Source organism: Mesorhizobium sp. CNPSo 4684, from assembly GCF_057784315.1.
The window spans coordinates 161,998-186,404 of record NZ_JBWLUX010000009.1 but is presented as its reverse complement, the minus strand read 5'-3'; the positions used below and the strand labels follow the sequence as shown (position 1 = coordinate 186,404).

32 protein-coding genes are annotated in these 24,407 nt (G+C 60.9%); 20 read left to right on the top strand and 12 right to left on the bottom strand.

From position 1 onward, the window contains the following. Positions 1-278: 278 nt before the first annotated feature. The 3 genes from AC04SG_RS10795 (at position 279) to AC04SG_RS10785 (ending at position 2,594) form a co-directional block, all read left to right on the top strand. The gene (locus AC04SG_RS10795) at positions 279-1,805 is read left to right on the top strand and encodes an ABC-F family ATP-binding cassette domain-containing protein (RefSeq protein WP_488551004.1); all 1,527 of its coding nucleotides are present in this window, start codon (positions 279-281) and stop codon (positions 1,803-1,805) included. A gap of 136 nt (positions 1,806-1,941) precedes the next feature. Continuing rightward, positions 1,942-2,328, top strand: coding sequence for a nuclear transport factor 2 family protein (locus tag AC04SG_RS10790; protein WP_488551003.1), 387 nt, complete (start codon positions 1,942-1,944; stop codon positions 2,326-2,328). A gap of 92 nt (positions 2,329-2,420) precedes the next feature. Then, a complete protein-coding gene (locus tag AC04SG_RS10785; RefSeq protein WP_185970417.1) occupies positions 2,421-2,594 on the top strand; it encodes a hypothetical protein in 174 nt (57 codons plus the stop codon). A gap of 55 nt (positions 2,595-2,649) precedes the next feature. Here AC04SG_RS10785 and AC04SG_RS10780 read toward each other — a convergent pair whose 3' ends face one another. After that, entirely contained in the window at positions 2,650-3,264 is a 615-nt protein-coding gene (locus AC04SG_RS10780; protein WP_488551002.1) for a glutathione S-transferase family protein, read from the bottom strand. Positions 3,265-3,466: 202 nt separating this feature from the next. Here AC04SG_RS10780 and AC04SG_RS10775 point away from each other — a divergent pair, with 202 nt between their 5' ends. Further along, the gene (locus tag AC04SG_RS10775) at positions 3,467-3,895 is read left to right on the top strand and encodes a VOC family protein (RefSeq protein ID WP_488551001.1); all 429 of its coding nucleotides are present in this window, start codon (positions 3,467-3,469) and stop codon (positions 3,893-3,895) included. Between the two features lie 194 nt (positions 3,896-4,089). Continuing rightward, the gene (locus tag AC04SG_RS10770; protein WP_112561032.1) at positions 4,090-4,443 is read left to right on the top strand and encodes a DUF1428 domain-containing protein; all 354 of its coding nucleotides are present in this window, start codon (positions 4,090-4,092) and stop codon (positions 4,441-4,443) included. 8 nt (positions 4,444-4,451) lie between these two features. On the opposite strand, the gene AC04SG_RS10765 is transcribed toward AC04SG_RS10770, so the two are convergent. Both AC04SG_RS10765 and AC04SG_RS10760 read right to left on the bottom strand, forming a co-directional pair. After that, positions 4,452-6,086: a tetratricopeptide repeat-containing sulfotransferase family protein gene (locus tag AC04SG_RS10765; RefSeq protein WP_488551000.1), complete on the bottom strand. Its 1,635-nt coding sequence runs from the start codon at positions 6,084-6,086 to the stop codon at positions 4,452-4,454. A gap of 246 nt (positions 6,087-6,332) precedes the next feature. Further along, positions 6,333-6,608: a hypothetical protein gene (locus tag AC04SG_RS10760; protein WP_488550999.1), complete on the bottom strand. Its 276-nt coding sequence runs from the start codon at positions 6,606-6,608 to the stop codon at positions 6,333-6,335. Positions 6,609-6,844: 236 nt separating this feature from the next. Here AC04SG_RS10760 and AC04SG_RS10755 point away from each other — a divergent pair, with 236 nt between their 5' ends. From AC04SG_RS10755 to AC04SG_RS10740, 4 genes are all read left to right on the top strand, one after another. After that, positions 6,845-7,114 carry a hypothetical protein gene (locus AC04SG_RS10755; protein ID WP_192257805.1) on the top strand — a complete coding sequence of 90 codons (270 nt, stop codon included), beginning with the start codon at positions 6,845-6,847 and terminating at the stop codon, positions 7,112-7,114. After that, positions 7,111-7,377: a hypothetical protein gene (locus tag AC04SG_RS10750; protein ID WP_488550998.1), complete on the top strand. Its 267-nt coding sequence runs from the start codon at positions 7,111-7,113 to the stop codon at positions 7,375-7,377. The genes AC04SG_RS10755 and AC04SG_RS10750 overlap by 4 nt, the downstream gene beginning before the upstream one ends. 41 nt (positions 7,378-7,418) lie before the next feature. Further along, on the top strand, positions 7,419-7,556 hold the full coding sequence (locus tag AC04SG_RS10745) for a hypothetical protein (protein WP_192257804.1): 138 nt from the start codon (positions 7,419-7,421) through the stop codon (positions 7,554-7,556). A 213-nt stretch (positions 7,557-7,769) separates the two neighbouring features. Next, positions 7,770-7,988 (top strand): hypothetical protein, encoded by a 219-nt coding sequence (locus AC04SG_RS10740; protein WP_488550997.1) that lies wholly within the window; start codon positions 7,770-7,772, stop codon positions 7,986-7,988. Positions 7,989-8,177: 189 nt separating this feature from the next. Here the strand turns inward: AC04SG_RS10740 and AC04SG_RS10735 are convergent, their stop codons facing one another. Further along, positions 8,178-8,594: a Kazal-type serine protease inhibitor domain-containing protein gene (locus AC04SG_RS10735; protein ID WP_488550996.1), complete on the bottom strand. Its 417-nt coding sequence runs from the start codon at positions 8,592-8,594 to the stop codon at positions 8,178-8,180. Between the two features lie 486 nt (positions 8,595-9,080). Between AC04SG_RS10735 and AC04SG_RS10730 the strand changes: the two genes are divergently transcribed. From AC04SG_RS10730 to AC04SG_RS10720, 3 genes are all read left to right on the top strand, one after another. Next, positions 9,081-9,293 (top strand): cold-shock protein, encoded by a 213-nt coding sequence (locus AC04SG_RS10730; RefSeq protein WP_006202520.1) that lies wholly within the window; start codon positions 9,081-9,083, stop codon positions 9,291-9,293. A gap of 349 nt (positions 9,294-9,642) precedes the next feature. Continuing rightward, positions 9,643-9,855, top strand: coding sequence for a cold-shock protein (locus tag AC04SG_RS10725; RefSeq protein WP_112561038.1), 213 nt, complete (start codon positions 9,643-9,645; stop codon positions 9,853-9,855). 194 nt (positions 9,856-10,049) lie between these two features. Beyond that, entirely contained in the window at positions 10,050-10,460 is a 411-nt protein-coding gene (locus AC04SG_RS10720; RefSeq protein ID WP_203277209.1) for a BA14K family protein, read from the top strand. Positions 10,461-10,529: 69 nt separating this feature from the next. Here AC04SG_RS10720 and AC04SG_RS10715 read toward each other — a convergent pair whose 3' ends face one another. The 3 genes from AC04SG_RS10715 to AC04SG_RS10705 form a co-directional block, all read right to left on the bottom strand. Beyond that, positions 10,530-11,168 carry an MBL fold metallo-hydrolase gene (locus AC04SG_RS10715; protein ID WP_488550995.1) on the bottom strand — a complete coding sequence of 213 codons (639 nt, stop codon included), beginning with the start codon at positions 11,166-11,168 and terminating at the stop codon, positions 10,530-10,532. A 141-nt stretch (positions 11,169-11,309) separates the two neighbouring features. Further along, positions 11,310-11,627, bottom strand: coding sequence for a hypothetical protein (locus AC04SG_RS10710; RefSeq protein WP_112561041.1), 318 nt, complete (start codon positions 11,625-11,627; stop codon positions 11,310-11,312). Positions 11,628-11,772: 145 nt separating this feature from the next. Continuing rightward, positions 11,773-12,666 (bottom strand): branched-chain amino acid aminotransferase, encoded by an 894-nt coding sequence (locus AC04SG_RS10705; protein ID WP_112561042.1) that lies wholly within the window; start codon positions 12,664-12,666, stop codon positions 11,773-11,775. Between the two features lie 251 nt (positions 12,667-12,917). On the opposite strand from AC04SG_RS10705, the gene AC04SG_RS10700 reads away from it, so the two are divergent. Together AC04SG_RS10700 and AC04SG_RS10695 are read left to right on the top strand one after the other, a co-directional pair. Then, the gene (locus AC04SG_RS10700; RefSeq protein ID WP_488550994.1) at positions 12,918-13,445 is read left to right on the top strand and encodes a MarR family winged helix-turn-helix transcriptional regulator; all 528 of its coding nucleotides are present in this window, start codon (positions 12,918-12,920) and stop codon (positions 13,443-13,445) included. Then, positions 13,432-14,151: a response regulator gene (locus AC04SG_RS10695; protein WP_023744302.1), complete on the top strand. Its 720-nt coding sequence runs from the start codon at positions 13,432-13,434 to the stop codon at positions 14,149-14,151. The genes AC04SG_RS10700 and AC04SG_RS10695 overlap by 14 nt, the downstream gene beginning before the upstream one ends. Before the next feature lie 83 nt (positions 14,152-14,234). On the opposite strand, the gene AC04SG_RS10690 is transcribed toward AC04SG_RS10695, so the two are convergent. The 5 genes from AC04SG_RS10690 to AC04SG_RS10670 are packed head-to-tail and all read right to left on the bottom strand — an operon-like array spanning position 14,235 to position 18,699. Then, positions 14,235-14,774: a prepilin peptidase gene (locus tag AC04SG_RS10690; protein WP_488550993.1), complete on the bottom strand. Its 540-nt coding sequence runs from the start codon at positions 14,772-14,774 to the stop codon at positions 14,235-14,237. Beyond that, positions 14,775-15,320: a tetratricopeptide repeat protein gene (locus tag AC04SG_RS10685; RefSeq protein WP_488550992.1), complete on the bottom strand. Its 546-nt coding sequence runs from the start codon at positions 15,318-15,320 to the stop codon at positions 14,775-14,777. Between the two features lie 53 nt (positions 15,321-15,373). Then, positions 15,374-16,324 (bottom strand): type II secretion system F family protein, encoded by a 951-nt coding sequence (locus AC04SG_RS10680; RefSeq protein WP_488550991.1) that lies wholly within the window; start codon positions 16,322-16,324, stop codon positions 15,374-15,376. Between the two features lie 18 nt (positions 16,325-16,342). Further along, positions 16,343-17,314, bottom strand: coding sequence for a type II secretion system F family protein (locus AC04SG_RS10675; protein ID WP_488550990.1), 972 nt, complete (start codon positions 17,312-17,314; stop codon positions 16,343-16,345). After that, entirely contained in the window at positions 17,314-18,699 is a 1,386-nt protein-coding gene (locus AC04SG_RS10670) for a TadA family conjugal transfer-associated ATPase (protein WP_488550989.1), read from the bottom strand. Before AC04SG_RS10670 ends, AC04SG_RS10675 begins: the two co-directional genes overlap by 1 nt. Before the next feature lie 528 nt (positions 18,700-19,227). Here AC04SG_RS10670 and AC04SG_RS10665 point away from each other — a divergent pair. The 6 genes from AC04SG_RS10665 (at position 19,228) to AC04SG_RS10640 (ending at position 24,407) form a co-directional block, all read left to right on the top strand. After that, positions 19,228-19,440, top strand: a complete 213-nt coding sequence (locus AC04SG_RS10665) for a Flp family type IVb pilin (protein WP_488550988.1) — start codon at positions 19,228-19,230, stop codon at positions 19,438-19,440. A gap of 99 nt (positions 19,441-19,539) precedes the next feature. Then, complete coding sequence (gene cpaB / locus AC04SG_RS10660) at positions 19,540-20,562, top strand: Flp pilus assembly protein CpaB (protein WP_488550987.1); 1,023 nt, start codon at positions 19,540-19,542, stop codon at positions 20,560-20,562. A gap of 51 nt (positions 20,563-20,613) precedes the next feature. Then, complete coding sequence (locus AC04SG_RS10655; protein WP_488550986.1) at positions 20,614-22,059, top strand: type II and III secretion system protein family protein; 1,446 nt, start codon at positions 20,614-20,616, stop codon at positions 22,057-22,059. Continuing rightward, the gene (locus tag AC04SG_RS10650) at positions 22,046-22,345 is read left to right on the top strand and encodes a hypothetical protein (RefSeq protein ID WP_488550985.1); all 300 of its coding nucleotides are present in this window, start codon (positions 22,046-22,048) and stop codon (positions 22,343-22,345) included. The genes AC04SG_RS10655 and AC04SG_RS10650 overlap by 14 nt, the downstream gene beginning before the upstream one ends. Positions 22,346-22,414: 69 nt before the next feature. Next, positions 22,415-23,875, top strand: a complete 1,461-nt coding sequence (locus AC04SG_RS10645; protein WP_488550984.1) for a TadE/TadG family type IV pilus assembly protein — start codon at positions 22,415-22,417, stop codon at positions 23,873-23,875. 4 nt (positions 23,876-23,879) lie between these two features. After that, positions 23,880-24,407 (top strand): TadE/TadG family type IV pilus assembly protein, encoded by a 528-nt coding sequence (locus tag AC04SG_RS10640; RefSeq protein WP_023734690.1) that lies wholly within the window; start codon positions 23,880-23,882, stop codon positions 24,405-24,407.

The following is a 24,407-nucleotide window of genomic DNA, read 5'->3' as shown; positions in this document are numbered from 1 at the left end:
CCCCACCCACTTGCCTCCACCCCCGCCTTTGGTGTAATCGCTCCCGCACACTCAACGTCTGTCTTGAAAGGAGGGCTGCGTGTTTATCGATCACCATCGTCAGCGTGGCCCGATTTCTGCCCTGCGAGCTAGCTTGCAGGGCTGACCAGGGACATCACGGGTTTTTCCCGCTTCGATTTTTGGTCTGCCCTTCGTGGTGCGCAACGCCTGGCCTGATGCCGGCAAGCGCACCGTCAAAGTGCACCCGGAGCTGTCTCCGGCTAGACCAGAGAAATCAAATGGCCCTGATCAGCCTCAAATCCCTCGGCGTCACCATGAGTGCGCCGCTGTTTTCCAATCTCGACCTCACCATCGGCACCGGCGACCGGCTTGGCATTGTTGCCGCCAATGGCCGCGGCAAGTCGACCTTGCTGAAATGCCTGACCGGCGGGACGGAGCCGAGTTCCGGCGACATCACCCGCACGCGCGGCCTGCGCGTCGGCCATGTCGAACAGTCGGTTCCCCCTGCCCTTCTCAGCCGCACTTTCCATCAGGTGGTGGCTGACGCATTGCCGGCCGAGCAGGCCGACAGCGAGCTGTGGCGGGTCGACGTGGTGCTGGATTCGCTCGACGTGCCGGAGCCGATGCGCGAGCGGCCAATGCAGGCGTTGAGCGGCGGCTGGCAGAGGCTGGCGCTGATCGCCCGTGTCTGGGTCACCGATCCCGACGTTCTGCTGCTCGACGAGCCGACCAACCATCTCGACCTCGCCAAGATCAGCCAGCTGGAGAGCTGGCTGAACGCGCTGCCGCGCGAGGTGCCGGTGGTGATCGCCAGCCATGACCGCGCCTTCCTCGACGCCGTCACCAACCGCACGCTGTTCCTGCGTCCGGAAGAATCGCCGGTGTTTGCACTGCCCTATTCGCGGGCAAGGCAGGCGCTGGACGAACTGGACGCGTCGATGGCGCGCCGGTTCGAGCGCGACATGAAGATGGCGCAGCAGCTGCGCAAACAGGCCGCCAAGCTCAACAACATCGGCATCAATTCCGGCAGCGACCTTTTGACGGTAAAGACCAAGCAGTTGAAGGAGCGTGCCGAGAAGCTCGAAGACGCCGCGATATCAGCGCATCGCGAGAAATCGGCCGGAGCGATCAGGCTGGCGAACCGCGGCACGCATGCCAAGGTGCTGATCACGCTTGACGACGCAGCGGTGGAAACGCCAGACGGTACGCTGCTGTTCAAGACCGGTAAGCGCCACATTTGCCAGGGCGACCGCATCGTGCTGCTCGGCCGCAACGGCGTCGGCAAGTCGCGCTTCGTCAACCTGATCCGCAACGCCATCGCCGAACCGGACACAGTGTCCAATGTCAAGGTGACCCCGTCGACGGTGCTCGGCTACAGCGACCAGGCGCTGGCCGGCATCAGCGGCGACGACACGCCGCTGGCCATGGTCTCGTGCCGCTACGATGTCGGCGAACAGCGCGCCCGCTCGCTGCTTGCCGGCGCCGGCGTGGTCATCGAGATGCAGGAGAAGAAGATCGGCGTGCTGTCCGGTGGCCAAAAGGCGCGGCTGATGATGCTGGCGCTCAGGCTCGCCGATCCCAACTTCTACCTGCTGGACGAGCCGACCAATCACCTCGATATCGACGGCCAGGAGGCGCTGGAGGATGAGTTGTTGAAGCACCAGGCAAGCTGCGTGCTCGCCTCGCACGACCGCTCCTTCATCCGCGCCATCGGCAACCGCTTCTGGCTGGTCGACAAACGGCGATTGACCGAAGTCGAGGATCCGGAAGAATTCTTCCGCTCGGTCGCCGAGACAGCCGATTGAGTGGTGACTACATGGTACGGGCCGGCATCTGGAAGTACTGCCGGCCCGTCAAAAGTATTGGCAGCACAACCATACTTCCCCATCGGCCGGAAAAGGCGCATTCTGAAGCTTCCACAAACCGAGGGAGGAAACGGTCATGGGTGGGGTGGACGTCGTCAAGAGCCTTTATGAGGCATATGCAAAACGCGACATCAAAGGTGCGCTGGACCACTGCGCCGACGATGTCGTCTTCCGCTGGGTCGCCGAACCGGAATCCCCGTTTATCAGGGCCGGCAGCGGCAAGCAGGAGTTCCTTGCCCGCCTGATGTCACTGGACAATGACTTCGAATACCGGAGCTTTCGTCCGGTCGACTTCATCCATAGCGGCGACAGAATTGCTGCGCAGGTCGAAATCCATCTGACGCGCAGAACCAACGGCCAGGAGCTTGTCATGCGTACCGCTGATTTCTGGACGGTACGCGACGGCAAGGTGGTCGAGATGGTGGAGTATTACGACACTGCCCTCGCCGCGTCGGTTCTCTAAAATAATTTCGGCGCTCTGTCGGATCGCCTGAACCTGCTGCGTCCTTGGGATGCCGACACGATGATGCCGGCTTCATCTGAGGAGAAAGCATCATGTCCATTCTGTCATCCATAGGCCGCGTCGCCACCCGTTACGCACAGAACCGCGCCCGCCATCGCAGCGAGCGCGAGCTGCTCGCCCTGCCGATCGAACTGCGCAAGGATATCGGCTGGCCTGAAATCGTCATCGACGCGCAAAACGGCCCGAGGATCTGCAGGGCGCCCTGACCATGCGGCCCGGGAGAAGTGCTGTCGATGCAGGCCGCCGCGGAGCGACCTTTGCTCAGTCATGCGTATCGCCCGAAAGCGGCGTCGCCTGCATCGATGCGCGCTTTTCGAACGCCTCGAACCAGCGCGTCAGCCGCACACGCGCGCGAAACGACGGCAGCTGGCGGAACGCCATCCAGGACAACGTGGTGGCAAGCGCTATGTGGCCGACATGGAGCGGCGCCTCATCATCCAGCGTGCTGTCGATCCAGTCGTAGCTCGCCTCGATCTTGTCCCGGTATCCCTGGGCGAGCGTAGCATAGCGCAATTGTTCGGGCCTCCTTTCCGTCTCCCAGCGCAAGCCTATCCCCGTCTGCGCTAAGCCTTGGGCGACCGCCTGCAGCCGCAACGCCTGCCAACGCGCCTCGCCATCCTGCGGCAGCAATTTGCGGCCGTCATGCAGCGTGTCGAGATAGGCGCAGATGACATCGGAATCGAAGAGCGGCGACGCATCCGGCCGCAGCAGCACCGGCACCTTGCCGAGCGGATTTTCGGCGTAGACACGGGCGTTGCGCAAGGTCGGGCTGGTCTCGTCGTGAATGATCTTGAGCCGATCGGCAAGGCCGACCTCATGGGCGAAGACGAGCGCCTTGCGCGCGAAGGGCGAATGGGTCTGGTAGTAGAGGATCATTGTCGTCTCAACGGGTTGAAGAAGCGGTCCCTTTTCTAGCCCGCGGGCCGCGAGGATTGCGCTCTGATTGGGCGCCGCCGGCGCAAGTTCCTTTCACGCCAAAAAAATCGTAGCGGCCATGTAGGATTGCCGCCGCCTCGTTCGTCCTAGGGTTCGCAAGACCAGATCAAGCGCCCAGACCAAACGCAAAGAGGAGCAAGATATGACCGACCAGACCCCCGTTCAGCCGGCCGCGAAAGTTCTCGGTGGATTGACCCCCTATCTGCAACTGGACGGCGCCTTCAAGGCAGCCGAATTCTACAAGAAGGCCTTCGGCGCCGAGCAGGTGTTCTTCTATCCGCCCGACGACCAGGGCCGCACCATGCACATCCATCTCCACATCAACGGCTCGACGCTGATGATCTCCGATTTCTACCCCGAAAACGGCATGCCCGCCGTCAAGCCGCAGGGCTACACCATGCAGCTCCATCTCGGCGCTGACGACATCGACGCCTGGTGGAAGCGCGCTGTCGATGCCGGCTGCGAAGTCGCCGTACCGCTCCAGCTGATGTTCTGGGGCGACCAGTGGGGCAACATGCGCGACCCCTTCGGTGTCGAGTGGGCGATGAACGCACCGGCGAAGCAAGGCTGACGCTTCTTACCTCTCCCCCTGTGGGATAGGTCGGATTGCCCCGAATTGCTCTTTGCAATTCGGCTGGCAATCCGGGTGAGGGGTAACTTGGCGCCAAGCTGGAACACCCCTCAACCGTCTCGGCGCTGCGCGCCGATCCACCTTCGCCCACAACAAGGGGAGAAGGAAGAACGCCACCAACCAAGGAGAACCCCATGTCCTACGTCGATGGTTTCGTGCTCGCCGTGCCCAAGGCAAATCTCGATGACTACAAGAGACTGGCCAACCTCGCGGGCCCGATATGGATGGAGCACGGCGCGCTCGCCTATGTCGAATGTATTGGCGACGACGTGCCCAATGGCGAGGTCACTTCGTTTCCGCGTGCAGTTCAGGCCAAGGACGATGAGATCGTCGTCTTCGCCTGGGTGGTTTATGAATCCAGGGAAAGCCGCGACACGGTGATGCCCAAGGTGATGGCCGATCCGCGTTTCACGCCCGATTGGGGACCTATGCCCTTCGATATGAAGCGCATGATCTACGGCGGCTTCCAACCGTTCGTGGAGCTATAGCCGCTGCCTCAGGCCAGCTTGTCGAGGAGAGGCTTCAGCCTGTCTCCATAGCGCTTCCACAGATCGACCGAGTCCTGATATATCGGCTGGCGCACCTGCGCGGCCGAGGCCGTGCGCACCGGACGATCGGTCTCGTGGAACGACAGCACCTTGTCGTCCCAGGGCAGGCCAAGATGCGAGATCAGCGCCCGCGTCTGTCCCTCCTGGTCGGCGACGAAATCCTCGTAACGCACGTCATGGACAACGCCGGGCAGCACGCGGCGCCAATGCGCCATGATGTCGGTGTAGAGATTGTGGAAGTCGGCGAGTTCGCCGAGATCATAGCCGTAGCGGTGACTGTCGCCGCGGAAATGCACCTTGTAGATCGAAAGGCACGTCGCCGCCGCATCGCGCGCGCAATGGATGATTTTCGCCTTCGGCAGCATCATATGGATAAAGCCGATGAGCAGGAAGTTGCCGGGCATCTTGTCGGTGACATGCCTGAAGTTGGGATAGCGGGCATGCAGCATGTCGAGATAGGCTTGGCCTGCCTCGGCAAACTCCGCGTCGGATACATCAACCAGTCCCCAGGGGAAGCCGCCGGGCATATTTGTCGGGAACTGCTTGCCGACCGCGGTCTTCAAAATGCTGAGCTCGCCCGCACCGTAGACCTCAGGATGGCTGGCGATGATCTGTTCGACCAGCGTGGTGCCCGAACGCGGCATGCCGACGACGAAGATCGGCGTGTCATTGGAAATCGGGCTCGGCTTGTGCTTTTCGAAAAAGCCGGTGTCGAACACCGTCTTCATCGCCTCGAATTCGTCGCGTGTCCTGACGGAATCGTAGTCGATGCCCTTGCGGCGAATAGCATTGCCTTCGGCGAAATAGTCGAAGGCCCTGCTGTAATCCTTCAAATCGTCATTGGCCTTGCCGAGACCGAAGGAGAGCTGCATGCGCGCCAGGCTGTCGGCCGGCGCCTTGGCATGCTGTGCCTCCATGCCGGCGAGTTCGGCGTCGCGCTCCTTCTGGCGCTTGACCTGCGTCAGCATCAGCCAGGCTTTGGCCATGCCCGGCGCGATCGCCAGCGCCTGCCGGAACAGGTCGGCGGCTTCATCGAGCTTGCCTTTTTCCATCAGCCCGACGCCGAGCCCGTGCAACAGGTCAGCATCCTTGGGTCGGATGGTCAGCGCCTCGCGAAAAGTCGCCAGTGCCTCGTCCAGACGCCCGGCTTCCTGTAGCGTTTCGGCAAGCCCGATGCGGGCGCGGACATGGAAGGGGTTGCGTCCGACCGTGCCGCGATAGATCGTTTCGGCCGCCTCGAACTGGCCGAGCTGTTTCAACGCGGACCCCAGATTATCGCGTGCCGCGAGCTGGTCGGGCTTGAGATCGACCGCACCACGGAAGAAATCGGCCGCCGCTGCAACGCGACCGAGATCGCGCATCACCGTGCCGAGATTGTTGAGGAAATCGGGATTCTTCGGCTGCAGACGCACCGACTGCTCAATCAGCTCCAGCCCTTCGGCGCTGCGCCCGGTCTGGTGCAGCAGCAGGCCCAGGAAATGCGCCGCCGCCGCGTGATTGGCCTTGCGCGCCAGCACCTGCCGGTAGAGCGTCTCGGCCTCCTGCCTGCGCCCGGCCTGGTGCAGCTGCAGCGCCTGCTGCACATATTGGTCGAGGCCCAGCGGCGGCTGTCCGCCAGCTCCAGCACCCGCCGCTCTTCTCTGATCTCTGTTGATGGGAAACCTGCCGTGTTTGTCCGCTAGCCGGACCTAAGGCATGGAAGAGACAGATTCAAGGGTAGATCGCGGCCGGGGTGTCGCTTCGGTCAGAGCAACAACCGTGCGTAAAATCAAAGTGCTGCGGGGGTGTCCAGCGAGCGCGCAGCGCTACAGGTCATGACCAAGCCCCGGTCAAATCAGCCGGTTGCTTTCGGCAAGCTGGCGCTCCCGCCGCAGCGTCCCGTCGGTGTCGGCGATCTTGCGCCGTGCCGCTTCGTCGCTCCTTATCGTCAGGCGCACAGAGAGGGCTTTCGGGAACGCGACGATTGGCGCGATGGTTATGGCTGGGCCGTCCGGTGTTTTCATGATTCTCATAGTTTTCGCCTTTTCAGGAAAAATAAAAGCGGGCGACGGGACAATTATTCCGGCACGCCATCGATAAGGGATTTGTTGATATAATGACGTCATAGCAGTTTTATCCAAGATTTATATGCATTAAATTTTTAGTCCGGTCGAATCTAGCCAGAAATTATCTTGAACAAGCCGCTGTTTAAGGCTATGGATTGCAAGATCGTTTTTGGGCCAAGCTTGGCATATCGCGGCGTCAGAAGTTCTCGACCCGCCAAACTCATTCCAAATCGCCGATATCTGAATTGCCGGCACAGTGGCGTGCAGCGCGTCCAGGCGGAACCAGAGCCAAGCCAATGTCGGAGCGCACCACCCATTCCATCGCCCATTTCGCAGCACCCTTCGTGCTCGGCGGGCTGGAAGGGCAATTGCCGGCCGGCGACTATGACATCGACCACGACGAAGAGCTGATCGAGGGCATGTCGCGGCTTGCCTGGCGTCGCATCGCCACCTTCATCCATTTGCCGGCAAGGGCAGTGAAGAACCCGACCACCAGCCAGCTTGTCGCCATCGACTACCTCGAACTCGAAACAGCGCTGAGGCGCGACCAGGAGAACGCAGCATGATCCGCTTCCAGCAGAATGCGCGTCCGCGCACCGACACGCCCTCGCACCGCTTCGCCGTCGGCCAGACGGTCCGCATGAAGAGCCGCATCGGGATGCTCCAGAAGCCCGTGGAACTGTTTGAGATCAAGAGCAGGTTGCCGGTCAAGGACGGCTCGCCGCAATACCGCATCCGCAGCGAGCAGGAGACCTATGAGCGGGTGACCACGGAAGACAATCTCGAAGTGGCCGACGATCTGGTTGCTGCCAACAACCCGGCCGCCTGAAACGCCGGCAAAGCTAAGCCAACACGCACCAGGAGCAGTCCATGTCCAAGGGTCAACAGCGAAGCAACCGCGAAACGCGCAAGCCGAAGAAGGATAAGGTCGTGGCCAAGCCCGCCGCCCCCTTCGGCTCGTCGGTCAAGCAGGCCGAGAGCGGCCTGAAGCCGAAGTCCAAAAACTGACCGGCAAGGGGCGCTTCGTGCGCCCCTCCGTCGCCTTAGAGCAATTCCAGGAAAAGTGTGAGCGGTTTTCCCGGGAAAAGCGCGTAGCGCTTTCCCTAGGGAATTGCGAAAAAACAGAGATAGAGCGGTTCGCCGTTTCCGGGAAACGGTGAAACGCTCTAGGCGCAAGGTGACGGCAACAAGCTCGCGCAACGCTCTGCCACGGAGACGTGCTTGAACTTCTTCATCGAGTTCTACCGTTCGCGCGACGCCGACGAAGCCACGCTCGACAAAGTGTCGCTGGAAGCGCCCAACCTGCGCGCCGCCCTGCAGGGCGCAACCGCGCTGTTCCATACGCTGGCCATGCCGCAGATTCCCGATCGCTTGCGTATCTGCGATGAGAACGGCGCAGAGCTCTACGCCGGCCCCGCCGACGGGGCGTATCCGGTGTAGGCAACCATTCCGATTTGATCCGCGACCTTGCCTTTCCCCTCTGAGAGAAGGTGGCCGAGCGAAGCTCGGTCGGATGAGGGGTGTTCCAGAAGACACCAACGCCTCATTCCGTCCAACACCCCTCAACCGTCTCGGCGCTAACGCGCCGATCCACCTTCTCCCACAAGGGGAGAAGGTAAAGGCGCCCTCTCAGCAGGGGCCGTTGTCGACGACGCGATAGTCGGCGGCACGGGCCTCGCAGGCATTGGGGAAGGTGCGCAGCTCGCCATGACGGCGGGCGCAGACCGGCGCGTATTCGCGGGTACAGAACGTCGGCTCTTCGCTGCCGCCGCCACCACCACCACCTCCGTCACGGCAAGGGCCGTCGCGCACGATGCGGTAGCCCGAGCGCTCCGCGAGGCAAGCATTGGCGAAGGTCTGGCGATCGCCGCCGCGGCGCGCGCAAACCGGCTCATATTCCCTGGTGCAGAATTCCGGTTCCGGCCGTGGCGGCCGCGGACGGGGTCCCGGCCCGTCGTCGACGACGACGGTGCAGGCCGCAAGAAGACCCGACAGGAAGAGAATGGTAAAACCCTGGCGCGAGAAAATCGTCGCAAGAAATCTCATGAATATGCCTCCCTCGAGAACCCCCGTCCCGGCGCAAAACGCGCCTGTCGATCCTCGCCATTCCCTTGCCAAATGCAACCCCTGTTTGCGGCGCGGCGGAGCCATGCGATACCCCTCCCCGCATTGTTTTAACCTTGGATTATATCAGCTGGACCATGCGTGGCCGGGCTCTGGCTGATGACCGCCAACGGGGCCGGGTTTATCGAAGCGCCTGCGTTGGGATGCGTTGATGGTCGCGGCCCGCGGCGCTATCTTGCAACTATCACGTTTCCGTGCGATAAAATTTGTGTTCGGGCATTTGCGACCCGGAGAGCGGAACGTTTTGGACGACCTTTCCCCGATACTGTGAATCTCTGACGGCCCCGTTTTCGGCGGGGGGTTTTACCATGCGCAAATGCAGGACTGCCGAAGCAACCACCGGGACTTGCCCACGATGCCAGGCGGCGGGCAAACCACAAGACTGACACGGGTGAAGGAGTTTCCCCAATGGCCCAGACCGGCACCGTTAAATTCTTCAACGCGACCAAAGGCTTCGGCTTTATCACGCCCGACGGCGGCGCCAAGGATGTGTTCGTCCACATTTCCGCGATCGAGGCTTCGGGCCTGCGTACGCTCGTCGACGGCCAGAAGGTCACCTTCGACGTTGAACCCGACCGCATGGGCAAGGGCCCGAAGGCGGTCAATCTCCGCGCGGCCTGAGCCGGCGGTGCCCGCGCGCCCGTCAGGGCGCGCCAAGGAAGCACTGAAAGCGTGCTTGAACCGGCATTGTCAGCCGTCCCAGGGTTTCGAAGGCGCGACGTTTCCCGTCGCGCCTTTTTCATGGCCGCCGGGGATGGGCAAAGGACGCCCGACCCGTTCATCGAATGGCTGATCGCCGGCGCGATCGTCTGGCGCGAATTGCCTTGCCTGCAACGATCTATTTCACCCCTCGACCGTTGCCGGCCTCGCCAAAACTTTCTCTTGCCGATAGCGCTAAAATAAAGGACAAATTTCCCTTCGGGCATTTGCCGGCCCGAAACTGACTTTATGGGATCAAAGGGAGCTTCCCATGCCGCAGACCGGCACCGTCAAATTCTTCAATCATGCCAAAGGCTTCGGCTTCATCACGCCGGACGACGGCCAGAAGGATGTCTTCGTACACATTTCCGCCGTGCAGGCGTCGGGTCTTCCCGGTCTTGAGGATGGGCAGAAAGTGACATTCGACACCGAGCCGGACAAGCGCGGCAAGGGTCCGAAGGCCGTCAATCTGTCGGTCGGCTGAGCCGGCTCAAGACAGTCTGGGCGGAGATTGACGAGGCGGAGCGCCTTCCGCACGCGCTTGGTTTTTGCCGCATGGCCTGAATTCAGAGGTGTAAATTCCGTTCAGCCCCCGTTCAGCCACGGTCTCCTATTAATCGTCCCCAAGGCCGGACCGCATCCCCTAGAACTACCCGGGCCGGCACGAAGGAGACCAAAATGAATCGCATTTTCAAGACCGCCATCCTGGGCGCCGCACTCGCCGCGACCACGCTCGCCGCTCTGCCCGCCGCCAACGCCGACGAATGGCGTCATCGCCATCATGGTCACCACAATGGTGACGCGCTTGCAGCCGGTGTGGTCGGCCTTGCGGCCGGCGCCCTGATCGCCGGAGCGCTGAGCAATCCGCAGCCGCGCTACAGCAGCTATGACGACGACTACGACTATCGCGAAGTGCGGCCGGTGCGCCGTTACTATGCCGAGCCGAGGGTTGTCTATGCCGACCGCTATGCCGAGCCGTGGACTCGCGACTGGTACGAATACTGCTCGGACCGCTACCGGACCTTCAACGCCCGCAGCGGCACGTTCACCGGCAATGACGGTGAGCAGCATTTCTGCACCGCTAATTAGGCTTCCCTGCCCCAAACAAAAAGCGCTGACTGCAAGGTCGGCGCTTTTTTTGTTGGCAGAAAGACATCGCTAAGCAAGGAACGGATTGGTCCGCCTCTCCTCGCCAAAACGGCCGCCCGGGCCATGGCCGCAGATGAAGCCGATGTCGTCGCCGAGCGGCAAGAGCTTGTCCTTGATCGAGGCGATCAACGTCGCATGATCGCCGCCCGGCAGATCGGTGCGCCCCACCGAGCCGCGAAACAGCACATCGCCGACATGGGCGAACTTCGCCGCGCGATTGTAGTAAACGACATGGCCGGGCGCATGGCCGGGGCAATGCAGCACCTCGAACACATGCGAACCGAACGACACGGTTTCGCCTTCGGTGAGGAACCGGTCGGGAATGCAGTTGCGCACCCCTGCAATGCCGTAGAGCTGGCCCTGCTTTTCCAGGTTGTCGAGCAGCGGCTTGTCGGCCTCGTGCGGGCCGATGATCTCGACGCCGAGCGCTTCCTTCAGCTCCATGGCGCCGCCGGCGTGGTCGATGTGGCCATGAGTGATCCAGATCGCGCCGGCCGAGATCGCATTGTCCTTCAGCACCGCCAGCACCTTGTCGATGTCGCCGCCCGGATCGACGACGACGCCATGCTTGTCATCCATGTCGAACAGGATGGTGCAGTTCTGCTGGAAGGGTGTGACCGGCACGATGCCGGCATTGAGCTGACCCATGATTGTCCTTTCGCTGTGTCTCGCGTGATGTAGAGGCACAGGCCGGCAACGTCCACAGCTGCGCGACAATCTTGACAGACCCGAAAACAGATATGGGCGGCCCAACGGCCGCCCATATGACGAAGCCCGAGATGTCGAGGCTTATTTCTTCATCGCGCCCATGACCGCACCGATGATGCCGGTCAGGATCGCGCCGCCGCCTGCGCCGCCGACGAGGTTTTCGATGTTCAACGCGCTGCCCAACCCGCCGGTTGCCGCCGCAGCCGCTGCCGGATCGACCGTGCCGCCGCCGAGCAGGCTGCCGAGGATCGCCGCGCCGCCGACGCCGCCAATGGCGCCGCCCAGGATTTTGGTCAACTGGCCCATCGCCGCATTCTTCAGCGCAACGCCGATTGCCTGACCACCGACAACACCCGCTATTACCTGCACAACGATCGCAATGAGCGTGTTCGTATCCATGTACCTAGTCCCTCCATAGCTGCCAGCCTCCCGGGCCGACACCATCATGAGACGCCGAATTAGACGAAAGTCAAATGCGTAAATGCTGAAATAAAAGGGGCGGCCCTAAAACCGCCCCTGCTTGCGAAAAAAGCTGTGATTTCCGTTATTCTGCAGCTATCGCATGCTTAGGCTGCACTGCGGCAGAATAGTCGTTCATCAAAGTCTTGGCGATCTCGCCGACCTCGAATCGGTAGGGACCGATCTCGGAAACCGGCGTCACTTCCGCGGCCGTTCCGGTGAGGAAGCACTGTTCGAAGCCTTCGAGTTCCTCAGGCATGATGGCGCGCTCGATCACCTCAAGGCCGCGGTCCTTGGCCAGGCCAATGACGGTGCGGCGGGTGATGCCGTCGAGGAAGCAATCGGGCTTGGGCGTGTGGATCTTGCCGTCCTTGACGAAGAAGATGTTGGCGCCCGTGGCTTCCGCGACTTGGCCGCGCCAGTCGAGCATCATGGCATCCGCATAGCCCTTGGCCTCGGCGGCATGCTTGGACATGGTGCAGATCATGTAGAGGCCGGCGGCCTTCGACTTCGACGGCGCCGTGCGCGGGTCGGGCCGGCGCCATTCCGCCAGATCGAGACGAATGCCCTTGAGCTTCTGCGCCGGGTCGAAATAGCTCGGCCACTGCCAGATGGCGATGGCGCAGTTGATGCGGCTGTTCTGCGCCGACACGCCCATCTGTTCGCTGCCGCGCCAGGCGATCGGCCTGACATAGGCATCCTGGAAACCCTGCTTCTTCAGAAGCGTGGTCGAAGCGTCGTTGAGCTCGGCCACCGAATAGGGAATCTTGAAGCCGAGCAGCCGCGCCGATTCATGCAGGCGCTCGGTATGCTCGTTCAGCTTGAAAATCGCGCCGCCATAGGCGCGCTCGCCCTCGAAGACGGCGCTGGCATAGTGCAGGCCGTGGGTCAGCACGTGGATCTTGGCGTCGGCCCATTTGACGAACTCGCCGTTCATCCAGATGAAGCCTTCCAACTGGTCGAAGGGAACGGATGCCATGGAAACCTCCCGCGGGCGGCGGCCCGCACATCATTGGTGTTGTTGTTTGTTTCGCGACAGCCGCATCGGGCGGCCGTATATCTTGAAGCGTAAGCGGATAATCGAACTCTGGCAAACTCAGGAAGTTCCGGAAAAACCGCGCTCCCTTGCCTTTTCGTTCGCAATCCGCCCAAAAGCTTGTCAAAAATTACCATTGCAGGGAAATTACGTCAATAGTACTGACATAATTTCCCTCTATAGACGGAGAAATGATGACGGATCGAAGCCCAGCAAAACCGATCAAGACGGCGATCACCGACGAGGACGGCATCGACTTCGCCATCATCGAACTGTTCTTCTTTGCCTATCGTGATTTCACCTCCGACCCCGACCAGATCCTGGCCGATTACGGCTTCGGCCGCGCCCATCACCGTGTGCTGCATTTCGTCAACCGCCGGCCGGGGCTGACGGTCGCCGAACTGCTCGACGTGCTCAAGATCACCAAGCAGAGCCTGGCGCGGGTGCTGAAGCAGCTGATCGACACCGACCATATCGTGCAGTTGCAGGGCCCGCGCGACCGCCGCCAGCGTGAACTCTACCCGACGGCCAAGGGCCGCGCCCTGGCGCTGGCCCTGGCGCGGCCACAGTCACGCCGCATCCGTGCTGCATTGGAAGATTCCGGAGCCGGCGAGCGCCCCTTGATCGAAAGATTCCTGGAAGCGATGGTCAATCCGGAACTAAGGGCGCAGATCGACATTGTGCCTGCAAACATGTCAGGGAAAAGCCATGGAGACCATTGAGAGGGTGGACCAGCCGGCGGCGCCGGACGATGACGCGCCGCATCTGCTTGTGGTCGACGACGACACCCGCATCCGCAATTTGCTCAAGCAATATCTGACCGAAAACGGCTTTCGCGTCACTGTGGCCGGAAATGCCGGCGAGGCCAGGCGAAAGCTCGCCGGGCTCGACTTCGACCTCCTTGTCCTCGACGTCATGATGCCCGGTGAAACCGGCGTCGACCTTACCAAGGCGCTGCGGGCGGAGAAGAACGTGCCGATCCTGATGCTGACCGCGCTGTCGGAGACCGACAGCCGCATCACCGGGCTCGAGGCCGGCGCCGATGACTATCTGCCGAAACCCTTCGACCCGCGCGAGCTGATCCTGCGCATCAACAACATCCTGCGCCGCGGCGGCCCGGCGACCACGCCCAAGGTCGAGCAGCTGGTCTTCGGCCCCTACACCTTCCAGATCGCCAGGCGCGAGCTGAAGCGTGGCGGCGAGGCGCTGAAGCTGACCGACCGCGAGCAGGAGATCCTGGCGATCTTCGCCGCACGCGCCGGCGAAACCATACCGCGCCATGAGCTGGTCGGCGACGATTCCGAAGTCGGCGAGCGCACCATCGACGTCCAGATCAACCGGCTGCGCCGCAAGATCGAGCGCGATCCGTCCAATCCGGTCTGGCTGCAGACGGTGCGCGGCATCGGCTATCGGCTCAGCGTGGAATAGCTGGGGCGCGGCTAGGCGGTTTCAGTCCAGGCATTTGCGCTTTTGACTTCATGTCTGGGGACGACCGAGCGGATAGCTGAGGTTCAGTGCAGCTGGTCCAGGATTCCAGAGCTGCCCGCCAGCGCCAGACTTGCATAAATCTGGAACGCTATCGTGCAGATCGCAGCCGCCGAAATTGGCACGCCGAAGGGCACGACGCCCTTGCGGTCCAAGTGCTGTATATAGACGCGAAACGCGCCTGCCGGCAGCATGAAAGGGTTTTTCATGATCGCCACGGTGGCGACGGCGAAAGCCAATAGCAACACCGAGAACAGGGCCAGACCGTTTCCACCGGTCAGAAACGGAACGACCGCCATCAGCTTGACGTCGCCGGCTCCGACCTTGCGCAAAATCCAGAACGGGAAGAGCGCGGTGAACAGCACAAATCCGGCGATCACGCTCAATCCCATGTCCCACCACGATCCGCTTGCTATGGAAACAAGCTGGAGCGATCCCAGCCCGAGACACAAGAGCAGCAGCACATCACGGTTGGATATCTTCTGGGCCGAGAAGTCTATCCAGGCGACCCACGCCAGTAGGGGGATCACAAGCGCCTTTATCGACAGCGACGCGGCAAACAACATCTACCGCTCGATGTTCTGCACGCTGGACGACAGCAGCTTCAGATTGTTGACCACGGTCGGATCATTGGGCGCCAGTTCGTAGGCCTTGAGGAAATTCGCGCGTGCGTCCTGCAGCTTGCCGCGCAGCAGATAGGAATAGCCGACATTGTTGTAATATTCGGGGGTCGCGCCGACCAGCTTGAAGGCACGGCCATAGGCGCGGTCTGCAAGGTCGAAGCGGTGGATCCGGTCGCATGAGGCGGCCAGTCCCATCCAGGCGCCACCATCATTGGGAGCAAGTTGCGTCGCCTTGAAGAACAGGGCGCCGGCATTGCCGTAATTTTCGGCGCGGAACTGGTTCTTGGCTTCGGCAACAGCCTGGTCAGAGGCGTAATATTCGACATCGCCGACTGTCTTCAACCCGTCGAAAGCATCGCCAAACGACGTGACGTCGCCTTTCGACGGCTCATTGGTGCGAACGACACCATCGGGATCGGCCGTCTGGCAACCAGAAAGCACAACAATCAGCAGACTGGCGGCGGCCACGAGGCGCATTGGCCTTATCATCTAGTCTCCCCAAGGGTCGTCCGACCTGATTCTTGACCAAAGCACATGTTCATCTAGAAGAAAATGCCTCTCATTCTAATGATCACCGGTAACATGATCACCATCATCACTACCGGGAAGATGCACAGCCCCAACGGAATCATCATTTTGACCGGCAGCGAATTGGCGCGCTCCTCGGCACTCAGAATTCTCTGGCCGCGCATCTCTTCGCTGTAAACGCGCAAAGCGTCGGTCAGGCTTGTACCGAGTTCTTCCGACTGCCTGAACAGCACAGCCAGCGCCCGCGCCTCGTCCAGGCCGATACGGTCAGCGAGTTCGCGCAGTGCCTCCCGTAGCGGCTTGCCGGCACGCAACTGTAAATTCATGATCGCAAGCTGGATGCCGAGCCATTTGTGGGTGCCGGCCAATTCGCTGCTGACGCGCTCAACCGCCGCCTCCAGGCTCATTCCCGCGTCGGCACATGTGATCATCATGTCCATGAAATCGGGAAAGCCGCGACGATAGGTTTCCTTCTGCGCGCTCTCGAAGCGATCGAGCAAAACGCTCGGAATCACGAGGCAGGCGAGCCCGAACAAGCCGGCTCCGGCAAAGCCTATGAAACCGGGCAAGGAAGGCGGGAGCACTCGGTTCAGGAGCGCATAGACAGCCAGAAACCCGACACAGACCGCACCAAGGCGCGACAGGGTATAGAAGAGCGGAGCGCTCGGCTGATAGAAGCCCGCCCGAAAGAGCTTCGCTTCGAGGGCATTTGGCTCGTCCCGCTCCTTTTCTATCGATCGAAAATATGCATCGACCGGCCGCTGCGCGGCGATCTTGGCAAGTTGTTCCTGTCCGACGAGCGTGCGCGGATCGGAAATCCCTTCTCCCATCAGGCTTTGAACGACCAGCTTCCGCGTCTGCAGCGCCGGCAAAAAGACGAGAGCGCCGAACAAGAAAAGCGCCACCGCCGCCACGAACACGGCGACGGAGACCAGAGCGCTCAGATTCTGAATAGTCGAAAACAAGTTTATGCCTCGCTCCTGTCAGAAATCGAAATTGACCATTCGATACATGATGAAATCCCCCAGCAGCGCCCATAGACCGAAAATCAGGAACACCGGCATGATCAGCGGGTCGTGCCAAACATTGCCGTAGTAGGTCGGGGAGAGCAGCTGAAGGATCAAGAACATCGCAACCGGGAACAGTGAGATGACCCATGCCGACACCCGGCCCTCGGCCGAAAGCGCCCTGATCTTCCGCCTCAGCTTCTGCCTCTCGCGCAGCACGGATGAGAGATTGGACAGGATCCCGGTCAAATTGCCGCCGGTCTTGGCCTGGATCGACAGCGATACCGACAGCAGGTGAAGTCCCTCGAAGCCCACCCGCTGGGAGAGTTTTCGCACGGCCTGTTCGATGCTGAGGCCGAAGGTAATTTCGTCGGAGACGATACCGAATTCGGTGCCGAGCGGATCAGGCATTTCGCGGGCGACGAGACCAACCGCCACCGAGGCCGGATGTCCGGCGCGCAGCGAACGCACGATCATGTCGAGCGCGTCAGGTAGTTGTTTGGCGAATTTCTGGATTCGCTTGGCGCGCGCGCGGCGGAGAACGAGAAGCGGCATCACAAGTCCGATTGTCAGAAAAACAAGGAGCGACACCAAGGTCGAGAAGCCGAGAAGGAACGACAATAGCAGCGCCAGTACCAGCCCGGCGAGAATAAACATCGTGGCAAACGACAGCGGGTTTCCGGTGATTCCGGATTGGGTGTAGAGCCTGTTCAGCCCGACCAGGCCAAAAAGAAAGTCGCCCGACTCCGTCAGCCCGCGCTCGCGCAGCAAACCTTGCAAGGTCCTTTCGGCCGGAGCGTCATCAGCCAGCCGCCTCAGCCGATGGTTGATCGCGCCAATCCGTGACCGGCTCTTGGCAAAGGAAAGATACAGAACCTCGCCGGCAAGAATAGCCGACGCGGCTGCGACCACGTAAATAAAATAGAGCAAAGCTTGACCGGTCGGCATCAGAGCGCAACCTGTGGGTTGAACGCGTCCTTGGCGAAATGATGGCCAAGCGTCGCCGCCTCAGGGGCAAAGCGTGGACGGATGCCGGTGGCGCGAAACTCGCCTATGATCTTGCCTTCCGGCGTCACCTCGCGACGGACGAAGTTGTAGATTTCCTGGAGCTGGACGACATTGCCTTCCATGCCGGTGAGTTCCGATATCGAAATGACCCGCCTGCCGCCATCGGAGAGGCGCTGCGTCTGCACAATGATGTCGATGGCCGAGGCAATCTGAGCTCTGATGGATTCGTGTGTCATCGGCATGCCGGCCATGCCGACCATCTGCTCCAGGCGCGAGATAGCGTCGCGCGGTGTGTTGGCGTGGATGGTGGTCATCGAGCCTTCGTGGCCGGTATTCATGGCCTGCAGCATGTCGAAGGCTTCCTCGCCGCGAACCTCGCCGACGATGATGCGGTCGGGCCGCATGCGCAGCGCATTCTTGACGAGCTCGCGTTGACGGACCTCGCCCTTGCCCTCGACATTGGGCGGGCGGGTCTCCAGCCGGCCGACATGCGGCTGCTGCAATTGCAGTTCGGCCGCGTCTTCGATGGTGATGAGGCGCTCCCTGGACGGGATGTAGCTCGACAGGGCGTTGAGCAAAGTGGTCTTGCCGCTGCCGGTGCCACCCGAAACCAGGATCGATTTGCGCGCCAGCACGGCGATCCGCAACAGATCGATCATCGGCTGCTTGATTGAATTGAGCGCCATCAGTCGTTCGAGCGAATAGGGATTCTTCGAGAATTTGCGGATCGAGACCAGCGGGCCGTCAACCGATATCGGCCGAACCGCGATGTTGACGCGGGAGCCGTCCTCCAGGCGCGCATCGACCATCGGCGACGATTCGTCGACGCGCCTGCCAATCGCCGAAACGATCTTGTTGATGACGCGCAGCAGGTGCGCCTCATCACGAAACCGGATGGCCGTCTCTTCAACCAAGCCACGCCGTTCAATGAAGACACGCTTGTGGGTATTGATCAGAATGTCGGTTATGGAGTCGTCCTTGAGCAATGGTTCGATCGGTCCCAGCCCCAGCATCTCGTCGGCGGTTTCACTGGTCAGCCTGTCGAGTTCACGCGCATTCAGCGGCACGGCGCGAGCGCGGACGAACTCGCGCACGATCGGCCGGATCTCGTTAAGGATCTCATCCTTCGATGCCGTTTCCAGCGCGGCAAGATTGAACCGGTCGATCAGGTGACTGTGGAGCTCGACCTTGAGCGTCAGGAAGTCGTCGCCATGTGGTTCGACATCAGACGGCGGAACGATTGCCGCTCCGTTCGACGCTACTACGGCGGGTGCCGGCTGCGGCGTTCCCACCTCACTCGGTCCCTTGATAAAGCGACCCAACATATCGCCCAAGCCCCCTTGAAAATCCCCAACTCCGGAAACTAAGCGTTAACCACGAGGGGCACAAGCGGCGAACACCTAATACTTGCAACATAGTTAAAGCGGTGACGTAAAAAATATCGTTTTTTATTTCAACGCCGCGCTTTGCCGTTGTCACACGAAGCCCGACTTACCACATCACGGAACATTTCATGCCGCAACAAACGGCATGCGGGCGAAAAATGTCCGTAAGCCCTTAGATATAAAGGAATATGCGTCTCGACTAATACGACTATCGTTTTGCCTTAGCTGCGGCCAAATTGTGAACGAATGGTTAAGGACGGTTGAAAATTCAGCCGAATCAAGCTCTTGTCAGAATTCAAATCGCTTTTGAGCTCGCAAGTTCAGGTATTGGAAGGTTAAGGAACTCTTAATCCGTTTGACTCTGCTTTTTGGTGCGACCTAGGATTGAGGTGACGGGGGATGCTTGGGTATGGGGTTCATCCTTGGCTCTGTCTCGTCGGGTTCAAACCTCCAAAGGGAGAAATTATCATGAAGAAGCTCATGACGATGGCCCGGCAGTTCCGCGACGACGATAACGGCGCTGCTATGGTCGAATATTCCATCCTTATCGGCATCATCGCCGTTGCATCGATCATGGTTGTCATCGCTATCGGCGCCTGGGTGAACGGTCGGTTCACAGAACTTTGCACCGGTCTCGACGCGCACCCGACTGGCACTTGCTCGGCGCTTGGCGGAAGCTGATCGCCTAACAAATTCAGGTCCGGGTTTCACGACCCGGACCTGAACCGGTCGCACTGGGCGAGTGCGGTTCTTTTTTCTGGCCTTTTGGGGTTTAGGCTCATGCGCGCCAATACGCTTATCATGATCATCCTGGCCGGCGTGTTTGGCGTCCTGGCGGTCGTCCTTGTCAACATTTGGCTTGCCAGCCAGCGCAGCGCCATGGCGGAAGCAAATGGCGTCAAGCGCGACACCGTCGTGGTGGCGGCAGTAGCGCTGAAGTTCGGCGACACGCTGACATCAGACAAATTGCGCGAAATCGCATGGCCTGCCGGAGCGGTTCCGGCCGGCGCATTCAGGACAACGAAAGACGCGTTGGCCGGCGAAGGCACAAAGCAGGCGCTGCAAGCGATCGGCACCAACGAGCCCGTTCTCGCAACCAAGATAACCGGTCCAGGCCAGCGCGCCACGCTCTCGGCAGTGCTCGGCGAAGGCATGAAGGCCGTTTCCATCCGGGTCAACGACGTGCTTGGCGTCGCCGGCTTCGTCTTCCCGGGAGACCGCGTCGATATCCTGCTGACACGCACGGTGCGCAATAGTGACGGTGTGGACCAGAGTTTTGTCGACGTACTGTTGCAGAGCATGAAGGTGCTCGCCGTCGACCAGGTCGCCGATGAAAGCAAGGACAGCCCGACGGTTGTCAAGGCGGTAACGGTCGAGGCCAGCACCAAGGACGCGCAGAAGCTCACACTCGCCGCCGGCGCCGGCCAATTGTCGCTGGCCCTTCGCCAGGCAGCGGCCAGCAAGGGCGAGACGACCGAACGCGTGACGCTTTCGGATCTGACCGGCGAAACGCCCGACGATGTTGCCAAAAGGCAGGCCGAACTGGATAGGCAGGCTGCCGCCGAAGCGGAGGCCGCAGCTGAGCGCAAGCGCGCCGACGACAAGATTGCCGGATTGACCCAGGCGGTGGAGAGAGTGGGAAGCCGCCTCGACGAGTTGGGCAAAGTGAACCCGGCCGTGGCGTCGGGACCGGACGTTAAGGAAGTGATCAAATACGTGCAGCCGGAACCGCCGAAGAATGTTACAGTGGGCGTCTTTCGCGGCGTGAAGCTCGAATCATATGATGTGCCGCGACAACCATAACAGACACGCGGCAATCGAGGGCTGCCGCCGGCAGTGATTGGGGAGACGGGGATGCAGGGGTTTTGGGCTAGGATGGGGGCGGCCGCTTTGTCCGGTCTGGCTGCGCTGATGCTATCGGGCGTTGCGGCCGATGCGGCTGACCGTTTCATCGACGTATCGAACCCGAGCGTCCATCGCGTCTTCCTGCCGATGTCGCAATCGGTGACCCTCCAGGTGAGCGCCAATCTCGGCGACATCGTTGTCGGCGACGAGAAGATCGCCGATGCCCAGCCGATGACCGACCGGACGCTTTACGTCATCGGCAAGAGCGCCGGCACCACCACTGTCAATCTCTTCTCCCCGGAAAAGCGCTCGCTGGGCGTCATCCAGATCGAAGTCGGCGTCGACGTCAGCGACATGGCGCAGGCGATCCGCCAGGTGGCGCCCAGGGCGCGCATCGAGATCGGTTCGATCAACGGCAAGGTCAGGCTTGGCGGTCACGTCAAGGATGGCGCCACGCTGGCGTCCATTATGGAGGTAGTGCAGCAGTATGGGCCTGACGCTATCATCAATTCCGTCATTGTCGACGACAGCCAGCAGGTCAATCTCGAGGTCCGTGTTCTGGAGGCCAAGCGCAATGCCGGCCGCGATCTCGGCGTTTCGATCAAGAGCACAAATGGCAGCGGCACTACCCGTACAGGCACGGGCGTTGCGGCCGTCGACGAAGATGGTGTGGTGCTGGGACCTGGGAACTTGCTCACCGGCCTGCTGTCGACCAGCAATCCCTTCGCGGCTCTGATCACCCGCGTCATTGACAGCAACATCAAGGTCGACCTGATCATTGAAGCGCTCGAGGCCAAGGGGGCTGTGCGCACGCTTGCAAATCCCAACCTGACAACGCTTTCCGGCGAGCCCGCCAGCTTCAACGCCGGCGGCGAAGTGCCCATCCGTGTCATCGGCACCGATGGCGAGGTAACCATCACGTACAAGCAATTCGGCGTCAATCTGCTGTTCACGCCGGTCGTACTCGACGACGGCAAGATCCATATGAAGCTGGCGCCGGAAGTGAGTGACCTCACCGGTTTCACCACTGCCGGCGACCCGATCTTCACCAACCGCAAGCTGGCAACTGTCGTCGAATTGCGCGACGGCCAGAGCTTCGCGGTTGGCGGGCTGCTGTCGAGCAAGACCACCAAGCTGCAGAACCAGGTACCGTGGCTCGGCCAGGTGCCGGTCATTGGTACGCTGTTCCGCAATTCGAGCAACCAGAAGGAAGAGACCGAACTGGTCGTCATCGTCACGCCGCACATCGTACGGCCGGTGAAGCCCGGCGAGCAACTGGCGACGCCGTTCGACAAGACGCGACCGGCCAACGACCCGGAATTCTTCGTGCTCGGTCAGCTCGAGGTGAACAAGGACATGATCCGAAAATATGAAACGGGAGACGGCGTGACCGGCCCCTATGGCCACATGCTGGACTTCAAATCGAAGGACAAGATGCTCTATGTCAAGAAATAGCGCCTTGATCCTCATTCTGTGCGCCGGTGCACTATCGGGCTGCGCCGCCGACTATCTGAACCACTACGATTCGGTGACGCTGGCTGCCGGCGATACGCAGAAATTCAATTCAATGCTGCAGACGGTCGATCCACTCAATCCGAACTCGAAGAACACACATATCGAAGGCGACGGCGCGCGGGCAGCCGCTGTTGCCCAGAGCTACAAATTTCCACCACCACCACCGCCACCGCCTGCGATAACGGTCAATGTCGGCGGGTCGGGTGTGACCAACGGAGCGAATTGAACAGAAGGATGCGGTCGCACTGCGCCGGGTGAGCGAGGGACCTGGTGCAAGGAAGCAGAGAGTAAGGTCATGTTGGGGACCATTAGGGCGTTCTGGGACGATCAACGCGGCATAGCGATGATCCTTGTCGCAATCATGCTGCCGGTAATCGTCGGTTTTGCGTTGCTTGTGATCGACATGAGCCGGGCGAACAGTCTGCACAACGACTTGCAGAAGGGCGCCGATGCTTTCGCGTTGGCCACCGCAGCGGAGCTCGATGGCAAGTCGGACGCGATCACCCGCGGCAATAACGCCCTCGCAACGCTTGTCTTCAACACGTACCGTTTCGCTGAGCCAGTTGCCGGCGATCCGCCTGGCGCGGAAGCGCTAGCAGCAGCTGGAGTGACATGGCGCTACCTGAGTAGCCTCCCAACTAATGACAGCGATCCCATCGTTGCCGCGAATGTGACTACCGATCCGACCGCAGCCAAATTCGTTGAGGTGACCGTCACACCGGTTGGTTTCGCGACAATGTTCCCTGCCACTTTTGTCGGTAGCTCAACAAACGGCTTCGATATCGGTGCGGTTTCGGTCGCAGGCTTCAAGAGTGCCGTGTGCCACTTCACCCCAGTATTCATGTGCAACCCGTACGAACTCGCACCGGGCGGCGTAACCCTGCAGCAAGCCGCAGCCGATCGGAACCTGCGCCGCCGACTGATCGAACTCCGCAAAGTCGGGAATGGCGCCGCCGCCGGGCCGGGCAATTTCGGTTTCCTGGAGCCTCCCCAAGGCATCGGCAACGGTGCGCAGGCGCTCGCCCAAACCATTGCGACATCAAATCCGATAGGCTGCTACGGAAACAACAACGTCACCACCAAAACCGGGCAGAACGCTGGCCCAGTACAGGACGCATTCAACGTCCGGTTTGGCATAAGGACGACCGGCGGTCACTTCAACACTCCAGAATACGGTCCTGCCGCCAACGTCCGAAAGGGCGCCCTAAAGACTCAGGGAGGCGCGGGCCAATGCCCCAGCTTTAACCAGTTGACCTTCAATCTGCCCGGCACTCAGGGGCTGCCTCGGGATGCCGGGCAGATCAATTCTCGGCTAGGTGACGGGAACTGGGATCTAGACACTTACTGGAGCACCAATTTCGGAGCCGCCGCCAAGCCGGCCAGTTGGGCTACAACCAAGCCGACACGCTATGAGGTCTATCGCTACGAGATTTCGGCAGGCCTTGTTGGAACACCATCGACCGGAGGGGAAAGCGGAACGCCTGTGAATTCGTGTCAAGCCCCGATAACGACAGTCGACCGCAGGTTACTCTATGGGGCAATTCTCAACTGCCAAGCTCTTTCAGCATTGGGCAATGACCTGTCTGGCCACAGCGAGAATCTTCCCGTCGAATCGTTCGCCAGCTTCTTCCTGACCGAGCCTGTCCTATCGGCATCGGACGATGCCTCCGTCATGGTCGAGTTGGTCGACATCGCCGCAGGCGGACAGGGAACGCTCGACAATTTCGTGCGTGACGAACCGCAGCTTTACAGGTGATGTGATGCTGACTGCGCTGAGGTCTATTTTACGCAGTTTTGGCCTCGAGGAGCGAGGCACGGTCCTCGTCGAAATGACCTTGATCACGCCATTGATGATCAGCCTTTCGGCGGGTGTCTTCGAGTTCGGCAATCTTCTCCATCAAAAGCTGCTAATCGAAGCTGGCCTCAATGACGGGGCTCGCTACGCCGCACGCTGCAATCAGACGTTTAACACGGCGCTCAACTGTGTCACCTATGCGCGGAACATCGCCGCCACAGGATCGTACAACTGTGGTGGAAATTGCAATGTTGCAAGCCGGGTCACCGGTTGGCTGCCGGCGGCTGTCACGGTCGATCTCAATCACCTCGTCATACCGGTGACTATCGACCCCAATACTGGCCTGGCTAACTACCACAGCGCGACAGCCAATGTCCGGGTAGTCCGACTTGAGACCTCTTTCACATATACCGGCGCCTCCCTTCTCACTTTTCTCGGCCTGGGGCCGGTTACCTTTTCCGCCGCCCACGAAGAACGTTACAACGGGTGGTGA